This window comes from Massilia sp. UMI-21, assembly GCA_015277795.1.
Classification (GTDB): Bacteria; Pseudomonadota; Gammaproteobacteria; order Burkholderiales; family Burkholderiaceae_D; genus Telluria.
This window is the reverse complement of record CP063848.1, coordinates 4,942,838-4,956,119: the sequence shown is the minus strand read 5'-3', so window position 1 is coordinate 4,956,119 and position 13,282 is coordinate 4,942,838. Positions and strand designations below refer to the sequence as shown.

Below are 13,282 nucleotides of genomic sequence, written 5' to 3'. Positions count from 1 at the left end.
GCCCACATGATCCGTCGTACCGCATTTGCCGCACTGATGCTGGCCGCCTGTGCCGCCAGCGCCCAGGATACCGCCACCCAGCAGCAGGACGCGTCCAAGCCGACCACCCAGCCGCCGCCCGAGCAGCAGACCGTGCCGCAGGCAAGCCAGCCCCAGGCGGTCCAGCCGCAAGGTGTCACGCCGCAAGAAGCCGCGCCGCAGGCCGAGCCGGTGATGCCGGAGCCGCCGGCGCCGCAGGTCGAGATCATCGACCGCGTGGTCGGCAAGGGCAGGGAAGCCACCATCGGCAGCACGGTGCTGGTCCACTACACCGGCTGGCTGCACAAGCCGCTGGCGCCCAAGCAGCGCGGCAAGAAGTTCGATTCCTCGCTCGACCGCGGCGATCCGCTCGAGTTCCAGCTGGGCGCAGGCCGCGTCATCAAGGGCTGGGAGCAGGGCGTGGCCGGCATGAAGGTGGGCGGCAAGCGCACCCTGGTCATCCCGAGCGCGCTGGCCTACGGCAAGCGCGGCGCCGGCGGCATGATTCCGCCGGACGCCGATCTGATCTTCGACGTGGAACTGGTCAAGGTCAAGTAAGAGCGCCCAACGATTCCCCTCATGGCTGCGTTGCATCGTCTCGTCGTACTTGCGTACTGCCTTCGACGACGCGCCTTGCCCTGAGGGTTTTGTTAGACGCTCAACAATAAACCCACTCCGGAGCCCGGCATGCGTATCGCGAACGACGTTACTGAACTGATCGGCAACACTCCCCTCGTACGAATCCGCAGGCTGGCCCCGAACGCCGGCGCCGAGATCGTCGGCAAGCTCGAATTCCAGAACCCGGCGCACAGCGTCAAGGACCGCATCGGCCTGGCCATGATCGAGGCCGCCGAACGGGCCGGCCTGATCAAGCCCGACACCGTCATCGTCGAACCCACCAGCGGCAACACCGGCATCGCGCTGGCGATGGTGTGCGCCGCGCGCGGCTACCGTTGCAGGCTGGTGATGCCCGAGACCATGAGCAACGAGCGGCGCATGCTGCTGCGCGCCTATGGCGCCGAACTGGTGCTCACTCCCGGCAGCGAAGGCATGCTGGGTGCGATCCGGCGTGCCGAAGAACTGGTGGCGGCAGATCCGCGCTGCTTCATGCCGCAGCAGTTCAACAACCCGGCCAACCCGGAAGTCCACCGCAACACCACGGCCGAGGAAATCTGGCGCGACACCGACGGCAAGGTCGACATCCTGGTGGCCGGCATCGGCACCGGCGGCACCATCACCGGCGTGAGCGAAGTGCTCAAGGCGCGTAAACCTGGCTTCCAGTCGATCGCCGTGGAGCCGGAAGCCTCGCCCATGCTGTCGAAAGGCACCAAGGGGCCGCACCCGATCCAGGGCATCGGCGCCGGCTTCGTGCCGGCGGTGCTCAATACCGGCATCTACGACGAAGTCATCGCCGTGAAGAACGAGGACGCCTTCGAGACCGCACGCGCCGCGGCGCGCGAGGAAGGGCTGCTGGTCGGGATTTCGTCCGGCGCCGCCTTGTGGGCCGCGATCCAGGTGGCGCAGCGGACGGAGAACGCGGGCAAGCTGATCGTGACCATCCTTCCCTCGTTCGGCGAGCGCTATCTCAGCACGGCGCTGTACGCGAACCTGGCCGGCTGATCGGCGCGCGCCGGCTAGCGGCGCAGATTTTCCTATCCCTGCATGAGGCAGGGCAGTCAACGGCTGCCCGGGTAGCTTGATCGACGATCAAGTGCATGCCTGCATCGCACAATATTTCCCTAAGGATATATGTTGCCTTAGGTCATCATCGCGATTTTCCTCCGTCTTATGCTGTCATCGACGGTGCGATATGCGTTCGACGTCGAACGCTCGCACCGACGTTCATCGGCATATTTTCCACGGAGCGGGCTGTGGCCAATTCACATTTCAAAGCGGGCAAGCAGGGCGGTTTCACCCTGATCGAACTGATTGCGGTGATCGTGATACTCGGTATCCTGGCGGCGACTGCCTTGCCGAGATTTTCCAACCTGGCCGGAGACGCCCGTGCCGCCAACCTGAAGGCGGCCAAGGGCGCTCTGATATCGACGGCAACCATGGTGCGCGCCAAGGCAATGGTCAGTAACAACATGTCGACTGGCACGGTCACCTTCGAAGGCCAGACCGTGTTGATTCGCAATGGCTACCCGGCAGCCGCGGACCTCGGCGAGGTGCGGATGTTCGCGGCGGCGGCCGGCCTCGGCATGGGCGTGGGGCTCAACGACGACTACAACATCAGCTTCGAGTACGGCGGCCTGACGGTCTCGCCGAAAAACGTGAGCCCGTCGAACCGGGCTACTTGCGCGGTGACCTACATCGAAGCGAGCGCTCCGGACAGGCCACCGACGTATATCGAGCATTCCAGCAGCGGCAGGTTCATCTGCGACTGAACGGCCTAGTGCGCATGGGCATGGTCGTGGCTGTCATGGCCGTGGCCGCCCAGCGCACAATGGTGATGCGTTGTTCCTTCCTCTACCTGCAGCGTGCAGTGGTGGATGCCGAAGTCGCTCCGTAGTTTCGCCGCCATCTGGTCCAGCATCCCGTCGCCCGGATACCCGTCCGGCATCACCACGTGCGCCGTCAGCGCGGTTTCGGTGGTGCTCAAGGCCCAGATGTGCAGGTCATGCACTTCCTTCACGCCCGGCTGGGCGGCCAGGTATGCTTGTACCGCGCCGGCGTCCACGCCGGGCGGCACCGCCGCCATCGACAGCAGCACCGACTCGCGCAGCAGCGACCAGGTGCCGAGCACGATCACGACCACGATCGCCAGGCTCACCGCCGGGTCGATCCAGGTCCAGCCGGTGCCCATGATGGCCAGCCCCGAGATCACCACGCCCAGCGACAGCGCGGCGTCGGCCGCCATGTGCAGGTAGGCCCCGCGCAGGTTCAGGTCGCCCTTGCTGCCGGCCATGAACAGCCAGGCCGAGAAGCCGTTGATCACGACACCGATCGCCGCGACGATCGATACCGTCAAGCCCTGTACCGGCGCCGGTTCGGTGAAGCGCTGTACCGCCTCCAGGGCGATGGCGCCGCAGGCCACCATCAGCAGCAGGCCATTGGCCAGCGCCGCCAGGATCGACGAGCCGCGCAGGCCGTAGGTATAGCGCCGGGTCGGCGCGCTCTTGGCCAGCGCCGCCGCGCCCCAGGCCAGCATCAGGCCCAGCACGTCGGACAGGTTGTGGCCGGCGTCCGCCATCAGGGCGGTGGAATGGGCGATGAAGCCGTAGATGAATTCGATGGCCACGAACAGCGTGTTGACGCCGATCGCCAGGGCAAAGGCGCGCCCGTGCCCGGCCGGGTCGGGCATGTGGTGGTGGTGGTGGCCGAAGCCGTGGCCCTCGTGCTTGTGGCCGTCGTGCTTGTGATCGTGACTCATGCGTCCATTCCGGTGGCTGGTTCGGCGATGTGCTCGAACATGTTGGCGAGCAGGCTGCTGATGTGGGCGTCGGCAGCGGCGTAGAAGACCTGCTTGCCCTGGCGCTCGGCCTTGACGATGCGGGCCGCGCGCAGCAGGCGCAGGTGATGGCTGACCAGCGAGCTGGACAAGTCGAGGGCGGCGGCGATGTCGCCCACCGCGGTCGGTTGCGCCAGGCAGGCCAGCACGATGCGCAGGCGGGTGGCGTCGCCGAGCAGGTGGAACAGGTCGGCCAGCTGCTCGACCGCGCCGGCGGCGTGCTCGAATTCGGGTAGTGTCGTCATATTCAACATGTGAAGATTTGTTCACATGTTAGATGAAACACCGGCGCCCGGCAAGTGCGGGCTTGCACGGGCCGGTGCGGTCAGCCTATTGCCGCGGATGCGGCAACTGCCCGTCGCTGTCGCGCACTTCCGCCGTCCCCAGCCGCAACGGCTGCAGCTGCGGCAGCATGCGCTTGCGGTCGCCCACGGCCACCACGACCATCTTTTCCGGCACCAGGTGCTTGCGCGCGGCGGCCTGCACCTGCTCGGCCGTGACGCTGGAGAGCTGGGCCGGCAGGCGGGCATAGTAGTCGAGCGGCAAGTCGTAGACGAAGGTCTCGGCCAGGCTGGCGCCGATGTCGGCATTGGTCTCGAACTGGCCGGGCAGCGACAGCACCTGGGCGTCGCGCGCGGCAAGCAGCTCGGCGGGCGGCAGCGGTGCGTCGCGCATGCCGTTCACCTCGCGGAAGATCTCGCGCACCGCGGCGCCGGTGGCATCGGCCCGGACGCTGCCGGCGATGACGAAGGGCCCCGGCGTGCGGTCGGTGCGGAAGTACGAATGGATGCCGTAGGTATAGCCTTTTTCTTCGCGCAGCTTGTTGTTGAGGCGACTGGAGAACATGCCGCCCAGCGCGCCGTTCATGACCTGCAGGGCCGGATAGTCGGGGGTGTCGCGCGCCACGCCGATGCTGCCGACCCGTAGCGCGGTCTGGACCGCGTCCGGCTGATCGACCACGACCAGACGGGCCCGTGTGCCCGCCGGGTCGGGGCCGCCGCCGGCCGGCGCCTCGGCGCGCGGCCAGGCTGCGAAGCGCGCTTCCACCAGCGCTTTCAGCTCGTCGTGCGCAATGTCGCCCGATACCACCAGCGCGGCATTCTCCGGCACATAGTGGCGGCGCCAGAAGTCCACCAGGTCGGCGCGGGTCACCGCGCGGATCGCCGGTTCGGTGCCGAGCTGGCCATGGCCCTTCGGGTGCCTGCTGCCGTACAGCGCGCCGAGGGAGGCCACTGCCGCCACGGCTTCCGGGTCGTCGCGCTGCTGGATCAGTTCGCCGATCCGGTCGGCGCGCTGGCGCTCTACCTCCGCGATCGGAAAGGCGGGACGCAGCACGATGTCGGCCAGCACCTCGAGCGACGGGGCGAAGGTGGCGCGCAGCGACAGCAGCGAGACGGCGGAGGCGTCGGCGCTGCTGCCGCTGTCGAGGAAAGCGCCCAGTTGCGCGATCTCGTCGGCGATCTGCGGTGCGCTGCGGGTATTCGTCCCTTCTTCCAGCATCTGCGCGGTGAAGCCGGCCAGGCCCGGCATCGCGGCCGGGTTGGCGGCGCTGCCGCTGCGCACCACCAGCTGGGCCGATACCAGGGGCAGGCCCGGCTTGTAGTGGTGGATCACGCGCAAGCCGTTGGCGAGCGTGAAGGATGCGCCCTGCGGCAGCGAGAACTGCGGCGTCGGGCCGGCCTTCGGCTGCTCTGCACGCCAGGGCTCGGGTGCGTTGATGGCATTCCCGGCGTCGCCCGGCGCCGGCGCGGCGCCGCGCTTCGCCTTCGGCGGGCGCGGATCGTCGATCACCGGCTTGCCGGGCAGGCCGGTGACGACCGCGCGCGCCTGCCGGTCCAGGTGACTGCGCACCGCGCGCTGCACGTCGGCCGGGGTGATGCTGCGCAGGCGCGCCAGGTCCTTGGCCAGGTAGCCGGGGTCGCCGGTGTACTGGTTGTAGTGGTTGAGCTGGTCGGCCAGCCCGTCGCCGCCGAGCTTCTCGATGGAGCTCAGGAGCGCGGTCTCGATGCTGTTGCGGGCGCGCTCGACCTCGCGCTGCGAGGGGCCGTGCTCGCGCAGTTCGGCCAGTTCGGCGTCGACCGCCGCTTCCAGCGCGCGCGCTTCGACGCCGGGGCGGGCGGTGACGTCGATCACGAAGGTCGAGGTCAGGCCGTAGGAATTCTGGGTGGCGTCCACGTCCTGGGCGATCTGGCGCTCGTAGACCAGCTTCTTGTACAGCCGGCTCGATTTGCCGCCACCCAGGATCGCGGCGGCCACCGCCAGCTCGGCGTCGCCCGGCCGGTAGGCGGGCGGCGTCAGCCAGCCCATGAAGATGCGCGGCAGCTCCACGCGGTCGCGCACCACCACGCGGCGCTCGCTGGTGATCGGGGGCGTCGCCACGCTGGGACGCGCCACCGGCGCGCTGCGCTTGAAACTGCCGAAATAGCGTTCGACCAGGGCGAGCGTCTTCGCCTTGTCGATGTCGCCGGCGATCACGATGCTGGCGTTGTTCGGACCGTAGTAGCGCGCGAAGAAGCGGCGCACGTCTTCCAGCTTCGCGTTCTGGATGTCGGCATGCGAGCCGATGATCGACGCGTGGTAGGGATGGCCCTTGGGGAACAGCGCATGCGCCAGCGCTTCCTCCACCAGGCCGTAGGGTTCGTCCTCGACCGTCTGGCGGCGCTCGTTGCGCACCACGTCCTGCTGGTTGGTCAAGGCTTTCTGGTCGAGCACGTCGAGCAGGTAGCCCATGCGATCGGCGTGCACCCACAGCGCCAGCTCCAGCTGGTTGGCGGGCACGGTGTCATAGTAGCTGGTCTGGTCGTAGCCGGTGCCGCCGTTGCTGTCGGTGGCGCCGGCGCCTTCCAGCAGGCGGTCGGCCATGCCGCGCGGGATGTGGCGCGTGGCCGCGAACATCATGTGCTCGAACAGGTGGGCGAAACCGGTCAGCCCGGGCGCCTCGTTGGCCGGGCCGACGTGGTACCAGATGTTTACCGCCACGATGGGCAGGCGCCGGTCTTCGACCAGGATCACCTGCAGCCCGTTGGGCAGGGTGGTTTTCTCGAAGGCGACGGTGGGCAGCGGGATGGGCGACGGGGCGGGCGCGGACTGGGCGCCGGTGGGTGGAACGAATGTGGTCATCATCAGAATAAGAACGAGCAGCCGGAAGTATCGCATGCGCTGCTCCTTCAGTGGCAGCTGCCACGTCCATGGTCGAGCGTGGCGCCGGCCGGCACGCGGCTCGGGTCGGCCGGCAGGAAGCGCCATTCGTAGGCGCCGTCGAGCAGGCGCAGCGCCAGCACGCCATCGTAACTGGCTTCGCGCACCTCGCTGTGGGCGGTGAGCTGCAGGAAAGGCGTGGCATAGGCGCCGCCGGTGCCGACCACGAACTGGCGCACGCCCCTGGCCCGGTCGAGCCGGCCATCGGCATCCTGCGGCGCGAAACGCTCGTAGTCGTGGTCGTGGCCCGACAACACGAGCTCGGCGCCGGCCGCATGCAGCAGCGCGAACGCGTCGCGCATGCGGCCCGGGCCGAGGTGGCCGCCCGAGGTGTACAGCGGATGGTGCCAGAAGGCGAGGGTGCAGGTACTCGGCCGGCGCGCCAGTTCGGTGCGCAGCCAGGCGATCTGGGCGGCGTGCGCGGCGCCTTCCAGGTTGCTGTCGAGCGAGATCACCAGCCAGCTGCCGAGCCGCAGGCTGTACCAGGGCTGCTGCGGGCTGCCGGCCCGTTCGCCGAAATAGGCGAAATAGGGCTTGGCGCCGGGCGTCGCATACTCGTGGTTGCCGGGTGTGGGCCAGGTGCGGTCGCGGAAGCGCCCCCAGGTCGGGCCGTAGCAGTGTTCGAACTCGGCCGCCTTGCCGGCGGGGTAGGTATGGTCGCCCAGGGTCAGCACGGCGGCCGGCGTGCCGGCATGTGCGTCGGCGCGCAAGCGCCCCTCGACCAGCCTGGCCGTGGCGGCCGCTCCGGACCAGCGCGGGTCGGGATGCTTGCAGCGCGCGATGTCGCCGGCCGCGTACACGGTGTATGCGGCCGAAGGGGGCGGCGCGGCGGCGGGCGGGCCTGCCAGGCCAGGGCCGGCCGCCGCGAGCAGCGCCAGGCCGCCCAGCAGGCGCTGCGCCATCCGGATCATGGGCGCGGCCGGTTTATTCGATGAAGCGCAACAGTCCGCGTAGCGCGTGCGCCACGGCCTGCTCGCGCACCGACTGGCGGTCGCCCTGGAACACCAGGCGCTCGGTGTGGGTCGTCTCGCCGCGCGACCAGCCGAAGCACACGGTGCCGACCGGCTTGCCCGGCACCGCGCCGGTCGGTCCGGCGATGCCGGTGGTCGACACCGCCACGTCGGCGTTGCTGTTGGACAGAGCGCCCTCGGCCATCTTGCCGGCCACTTCCTCGCTTACCGAACCGAACTGCGCGACCAGCGCCGCCGGCACCTCCAGCAGTTCGGTCTTGGAGGCATTCGAATAGGTGACGAAGCCGCAGTCGAACCAGCCGGTGGAGCCCGGGATGTCGGTGATCGCCTGGGACACGCCGCCTCCGGTGCAGGATTCGGCGGTCGCCAGCATCAGGCGCTTGGCCTCGAGCGCCCGGCCAACTTGGGTAGCAAGATCGAGAATATCGTTCGTCACGTGAGACTCCTTTGGGTGCGGATGGACTGAGCCCTTACTGAACCGAGGCCGGTGCGGGCGCATGGATGCGCCCCGCGGTTTCATTCTAGCGCGGTCCGTGCCCTGCTGACACACAAAGCTTGCATGAAATGCTGTATGGATTTTTACCCACCTCGCATGGGCTGTCTCGGCGAGCGCCGACTCGATGAATCGTGAAAAGTTCCGTGCGACATGTCACGAAACGCTCCGCTATGCTGTACGCGCCGCCGTGCTCACCCGGCGGCGCCGATTTGACACGCCGGAAGTGCGCCTGTTCCACGCTCTTGCCGCGCGCATTTGCCGCGCATTTGCCTATTCACCGCTGATTCCGTTTTCCGTAGGATCCAGGATGCCGCTCGAACCACCTGCGCGTGACCGGAAGGATCCGGCGCTACCGTGCGGCACCGCCGCCGTGGCGCTCCCTGCCTTCCTTCGAATGGACCGGCATGGCCGCGCCGGCGGCCAGCGCTCGGCTGCCCGGGCCGGGCCGGGGACCGCATGAGCCAGTTCCGCTCCATCCGCAGCAAGCTGGTACGGGCCGTGATGGCGACCACGCTGGCCGCCCTGCTGGTGTCGGTCGCGATCATCGTCGGCTACGACCTGCGCAGCTACCAGCGCAGCCTGGTCAACGACCTTGCCACCCAGGCCGAGCTGGTCGGCCACATGACATCGGCCGCGCTCGCCTTCGACGACCCGCGCCTGGCGAACGAGAACCTGGCGCTGCTGCGTACCCGCCCGCAGGTGCGCGCCGCCGCCATCTATGGCGCCAACGGCGCGCTGTTCGCCTCTTACCGGGCGCCGGGCGAGTCGCGCGCGTTGCCCCAGGTCCTGCCACCCGCGCATGCCCGCGACGGCGACGACCTGGTGGTCCGCCAGCGCATCGCCGAAAACGGCGACACGCTCGGCACCGTCTACCTGCGCGCCGAGAACCGGCTGCTGGCGCGCATCCTGGATTACCTGAGCATCGCCGCCCTGGTGACGCTGCTGGCGATGGGCGTGGCCTATCTGCTGATGCGCCGCATGGGCCACGTGGTGACGGCGCCGATCGTGGCCATCACCGAGATCGCGCGCGACGTCGTCGCCACCCGCGACTACTCGCGCCGCGCGCCGCGCATCAGCAACGACGAGGCCGGGGAACTGGTCGACTCCTTCAATGCCATGCTCACCGAGATCGAGGGCCGCACCCGCGAGCTCGAGACGTCGAGCAGCGAGATCGCGCGCGAAGTGGCGCAGCGTTCGCGCGCGCAGCAGGAGATCATGCGGCTCAACGAGCAGCTCGAGCAGCGCGTCGACGAGCGCACCCTGCAGCTGGCCCTGGCCAACGCCGAACTGGCCAATGCCATCGAAGAGGCGCGCAGCGCCAACCAGGCCAAGTCGGCCTTCCTGTCCTCGATGAGCCACGAGCTGCGCACGCCGCTCAACGCGATCCTGGGCTTCGCCCAGATCCTGACCTCGGATACCCTGCCTTCGACCCTCGAGCAGAAAAAGGAATTCGCGAACCACATCCTGAAAAGCGGCCGCCACCTGCTCACCCTGATCAACGAGATCCTCGACCTGGCCAAGGTGGAGTCGGGCACGGTGACGCTGTCGATGGAGCCGGTGGCGCTGGGCGACACGCTGCTTGAAACGCGCACGATGGTCGAGCCGATCGCGGCCAGCCGCGGAGTGCGGGTGCTGTTCCCGGAAACGCCGGGCGCCGTGGTGCTGGCCGACCGCACCCGCCTGAAGCAGGTGCTGCTCAACCTGTTGTCGAATGCGGTGAAGTACAACCGCGAAGCCGGCGCCGTGGTGGTGAGCTGCGAGCAGGTGGCGCCGAACCGGCTGCGCCTGTCGGTGCAGGACACCGGCGCCGGCCTCGATGCCGAACAGGTGGCCGGGTTGTTCCAGCCCTTCAACCGGCTCGGCCAGGAAGGCGGCAGCCAGGAGGGCACCGGCATCGGCCTGGTGGTCACCAAGCGCCTGGTCGAGCTGATGGGCGGCGACATCGGCGTCTCCAGCAGCCCCGGCGTGGGCAGCGTGTTCTGGATCGAGCTGGCCAGCACCGCGCCGCTGGCGGCGCCGGCGGCGGAAGGCGCGGACGACGAGGCGCCGCAGGTCCAGGCCGCACCAGGCGAGGCAGGAGCGCAGCTGACCCCGCACCTGCTCCTGTATGTCGAGGACAATCCGGCCAACCTGCGCCTGGTGGAAGAGATCGTGCGCTTTCGCTCCGACCTGCGCTTGCTGTCGGCGCTCGACGGCCACGTCGGCCTGTCGCTGGCGCGCGCCCACCGGCCGGAGATCATCCTGATGGACCTGAACCTGCCCGGCATGAGCGGCATCGAGGTGCTCAAGCAGCTGCGCGCCGACCCGCTGACCGCCGGCATTCCGGTCATTGCCCTGACCGCCAACGCCATGCCGCGCGATATCGAGCGCGGCATGGCCGCGGGCTTTACCCGTTACCTGACCAAACCGATCGACATCGACAAGTTCACCGAGGCGATCAACAGTACGCTGGCCCAGCTCCGTGCCAAGGGAGCCGCGCCGGCCGAAAGGAAGGCCGAATGATTTCACTGCAAGATATCCGCCGCGCGCGCATCCTGGTCGTGGACGACGAACCCGTCAACGTCCAGCTGCTCGAGTACCTCCTGAAGACCACCGGGTACGAGAATGTCTCGGCTACCCATGACCCGCGCCAGGTGGTGTCGATGCACCTGAAGCAGCGCTACGACCTGATCATCCTCGACCTGCACATGCCGGGCATGGACGGCTTCGACGTGATGGAGGCGCTCAAGCCGCTCGAGAGCGATTCCTGGCTGCCGGTGCTGGTGGTGACGGCCGAGCCGGACAAGAAGCTGGCCGCGCTCGAAGCCGGCGCTCGCGACTTCATCGGCAAGCCTTTCGACACGGTCGAGGTCATGACGCGCATCCGCAACCTGCTGGAAGTGCGCCTGCTGCACCGCGAGTCGCAGGACTACGGCGTGCAGCTCGAGCGCGAGGTGCGCGAGCGCACCGCCGAGCTGGCGCGTTTTCGCGGCGCGATGGATGCGACGCCCGATGCGATCTTCCTGATCGATACCGCCTCGATGGCGATGGTCGACGTCTCGGACGGCGCCTGCCGCATGCTGGGCTTCTCGCGCGACGCGCTGCTGCGGATCGATCCGGTGGCGCTGGGCCTGGCCACGCGCGAACTGCTGGAGCGCCACCTGGCGGCGGTCAGCGAAGCGCCCTCGGTTGCGCGCGGGGAAGGCGGGCAGATGACCCACGAGGCGAAAATCGAATACGGCGCGCTTCCCGGCGACATCGTCGAAACCGAGCTGCTCAGGGCGGGCGGGCAGGGCGCGGTACCGGTGGAAATCAGCTGGAAACTCCAGGACCTGGGCAAGAGCCGCATGCTGATCGCGGTGGCGCGCGACATCAGCGAGCGCCTGCATGCGCAGGAACGCATGCGCCACATGGCCAGCTACGATGCGCTCACCGGCCTGCCGAACCGCACCCTGTTCTTCCAGAACCTGCGCGACGCGATCGAACTGGCGCGCGACAAGCACTGGCGCGTGGCGGTGCTGTGCATCACGCTCGACCGCTTCAAGATCATCAACGACTCGCTCGGCACCGCGCTCGGCGACGAGTTGCTGCGCCAGTTCAGCACGCGCCTGGTGCGGGTGGTGCGCCTGCGCGACACCGCCGGCCGCCTGGGCGGCGACGAGTTCGCGCTGATCCTGACCATGACGCGCGACCAGCAGGAAGCCGTGAACGTCGCCAACGAGGTGCGCGAGGCGCTGCGCTTGCCCTTCGACCTGCACGGCCAGCAGGCCGCGCTGACGGCCAGCATCGGCATCGCGATGTATCCGGAAGACGCGACCGAGCCGGGCACCCTGGTCAAGTATGCCGACACCGCCATGGTGCGCGCCAAGGAAGCGGGACGCGACGGTTACCGCTTCTTCACGGCCGGCATGAACGTGCAGGTGCTGGCGCGCCTCGACCTCGAACTGGCGCTGCGCGGCGCGCTCGAGGGCGGCCAGTTCGTGCTCTACTACCAGCCCAAGCTGGAGCTGAACACCGGCCGCGTCTCGGGCGTCGAAGCGCTGCTGCGCTGGAACCGGCCCGGCTTCGGCCTGGTCTATCCGGCCGAATTCGTCCCGATCATGGAAGAAACCGGGCTGGTGGTGCGCGTCGGCGAATGGATCGTCGACGAAGCCTGCCGCCAGATCGCCGCCTGGAACGCGCAAGGGGTGCGCGACGTGCGGGTGGCGGTGAACGTCTCGAGCCGCCAGTTCGTCGAGGGCGACCTGGAAGGCGTGATCCGCGCGGCGCTCGAGCGCCACGCGATCGAGCCGGGCCTGCTCGAGCTGGAGCTGACCGAAAGCGCGCTGATGTCGAACGCCGAGCACACCATCGCGGTGCTGGGGCGCCTGAAGGAGCTCGGCATCCGCATCGCGATCGACGACTTCGGCACCGGTTACTCGTCGCTCGCCTACCTCAAGCGCTTCCCGATCGACAAGCTCAAGATCGACATCGCGTTCGTGCGCGACATCGTCACCAACCCGGACGACGCGGCGATCGCGCTGGCGATCATCAGCATGGCGCACAGCCTGCACATGCAGGTGATCGCGGAAGGCGTCGAGACGCGCGCCCAGATGGCCTACCTGCGGCGCCACCGCTGCGACGAAATCCAGGGCTTCCACTTCGCGCGCGCGCTGCCGTGCGAGGAACTGGCGCGCCTGGTCCTGGACAACCGCGCCCAGCCCGACCAGCCGCCGGCCCAGGACGACAAGGCGCAGACCCTGCTCATTGTGGACGACGACGTCAACGTGCTGACCGCGCTGCACCGCCTGTTCAGGCGCGACAACTACCGGGTGCTGACGGCCTCGTCGCCGGCCGAAGGCTTCGAATTCCTGGCGCTGTACCGGGTGCAGGTGATCCTGTGCGACCAGCGCATGCCGATGATGAGCGGCACCGAGTTCCTCAGCAAGGTCAAGGAGATGTATCCGGACACGATCCGCATCATCCTGTCGGGTGACACCGGGGTGGAGACGGTGCTCGACTCGATCAACCGCGGCGCCATCTACCGCTTCTATACCAAGCCGTGGAACGAGCTGCAGCTGCGCGAGAACATCCGGCTGGCGTTCCGGCACTACTGGCTGACGTATGGGCCGTACGACGACCGCAAGACGCCGCGCGAAGACGAGGGAACGTCAAACGCGGAATGAACGC

General features: G+C 68.5%; 10 protein-coding genes. 5 read left to right on the top strand and 5 right to left on the bottom strand.

The window, feature by feature from the left end; genetic code table 11:
• Positions 1-6 precede the first annotated feature (6 nt).
• The 3 genes from IM543_21810 to IM543_21800 all read left to right on the top strand — a co-directional run bounded on the left by IM543_21810 (position 7) and on the right by IM543_21800 (position 2,405).
• Positions 7-576: an FKBP-type peptidyl-prolyl cis-trans isomerase gene (locus tag IM543_21810; GenBank protein ID QOY94102.1), complete on the top strand. Its 570-nt coding sequence runs from the start codon at positions 7-9 to the stop codon at positions 574-576.
• A gap of 129 nt (positions 577-705) precedes the next feature.
• A complete protein-coding gene (cysK, locus tag IM543_21805) occupies positions 706-1,638 on the top strand; it encodes a cysteine synthase A (GenBank protein QOY94101.1) in 933 nt (310 codons plus the stop codon).
• A gap of 95 nt (positions 1,639-1,733) precedes the next feature.
• The gene (locus tag IM543_21800; GenBank protein QOY94100.1) at positions 1,734-2,405 is read left to right on the top strand and encodes a type II secretion system protein; all 672 of its coding nucleotides are present in this window, start codon (positions 1,734-1,736) and stop codon (positions 2,403-2,405) included.
• A 5-nt stretch (positions 2,406-2,410) separates the two neighbouring features.
• Here IM543_21800 and IM543_21795 read toward each other — a convergent pair whose 3' ends face one another.
• The 5 genes from IM543_21795 to IM543_21775 form a co-directional block, all read right to left on the bottom strand.
• Positions 2,411-3,391: a cation transporter gene (locus IM543_21795; protein ID QOY94099.1), complete on the bottom strand. Its 981-nt coding sequence runs from the start codon at positions 3,389-3,391 to the stop codon at positions 2,411-2,413.
• Positions 3,388-3,714: a winged helix-turn-helix transcriptional regulator gene (locus tag IM543_21790; GenBank protein QOY94098.1), complete on the bottom strand. Its 327-nt coding sequence runs from the start codon at positions 3,712-3,714 to the stop codon at positions 3,388-3,390. Before IM543_21790 ends, IM543_21795 begins: the two co-directional genes overlap by 4 nt.
• A gap of 85 nt (positions 3,715-3,799) precedes the next feature.
• The gene (locus tag IM543_21785) at positions 3,800-6,625 is read right to left on the bottom strand and encodes an insulinase family protein (GenBank protein QOY94097.1); all 2,826 of its coding nucleotides are present in this window, start codon (positions 6,623-6,625) and stop codon (positions 3,800-3,802) included.
• A gap of 11 nt (positions 6,626-6,636) precedes the next feature.
• Complete coding sequence (locus IM543_21780) at positions 6,637-7,578, bottom strand: metallophosphoesterase (protein ID QOY94096.1); 942 nt, start codon at positions 7,576-7,578, stop codon at positions 6,637-6,639.
• Between the two features lie 13 nt (positions 7,579-7,591).
• Positions 7,592-8,137 (bottom strand): CinA family protein, encoded by a 546-nt coding sequence (locus IM543_21775; GenBank protein ID QOY94095.1) that lies wholly within the window; start codon positions 8,135-8,137, stop codon positions 7,592-7,594.
• Between the two features lie 453 nt (positions 8,138-8,590).
• Between IM543_21775 and IM543_21770 the strand changes: the two genes are divergently transcribed.
• The gene (locus IM543_21770; protein ID QOY94094.1) at positions 8,591-10,636 is read left to right on the top strand and encodes a response regulator; all 2,046 of its coding nucleotides are present in this window, start codon (positions 8,591-8,593) and stop codon (positions 10,634-10,636) included.
• On the top strand, positions 10,633-13,278 hold the full coding sequence (locus IM543_21765; GenBank protein QOY94093.1) for an EAL domain-containing protein: 2,646 nt from the start codon (positions 10,633-10,635) through the stop codon (positions 13,276-13,278). The genes IM543_21770 and IM543_21765 overlap by 4 nt, the downstream gene beginning before the upstream one ends.
• Positions 13,279-13,282: the final 4 nt, after the last annotated feature.

Bases quoted from the DNA above. Each gene is read 5' to 3' on its own strand.
- IM543_21810 (QOY94102.1), top strand. From the start codon at position 7: ATGATCCGTCGTACCGCATTTGCCGCACTGATGCTGGCCGCCTGTGCC.
- cysK (QOY94101.1), top strand. From the start codon at position 706: ATGCGTATCGCGAACGACGTTACTGAACTGATCGGCAACACTCCCCTC.
- IM543_21800 (QOY94100.1), top strand. From the start codon at position 1,734: ATGCCTGCATCGCACAATATTTCCCTAAGGATATATGTTGCCTTAGGT.
- IM543_21795 (QOY94099.1), bottom strand. From the start codon at position 3,391: ATGAGTCACGATCACAAGCACGACGGCCACAAGCACGAGGGCCACGGC.
- IM543_21790 (QOY94098.1), bottom strand. From the start codon at position 3,714: ATGACGACACTACCCGAATTCGAGCACGCCGCCGGCGCGGTCGAGCAG.
- IM543_21785 (QOY94097.1), bottom strand. From the start codon at position 6,625: ATGCGATACTTCCGGCTGCTCGTTCTTATTCTGATGATGACCACATTC.
- IM543_21780 (QOY94096.1), bottom strand. From the start codon at position 7,578: ATGATCCGGATGGCGCAGCGCCTGCTGGGCGGCCTGGCGCTGCTCGCG.
- IM543_21775 (QOY94095.1), bottom strand. From the start codon at position 8,137: ATGCGCCCGCACCGGCCTCGGTTCAGTAAGGGCTCAGTCCATCCGCAC.
- IM543_21770 (QOY94094.1), top strand. From the start codon at position 8,591: ATGAGCCAGTTCCGCTCCATCCGCAGCAAGCTGGTACGGGCCGTGATG.
- IM543_21765 (QOY94093.1), top strand. From the start codon at position 10,633: ATGATTTCACTGCAAGATATCCGCCGCGCGCGCATCCTGGTCGTGGAC.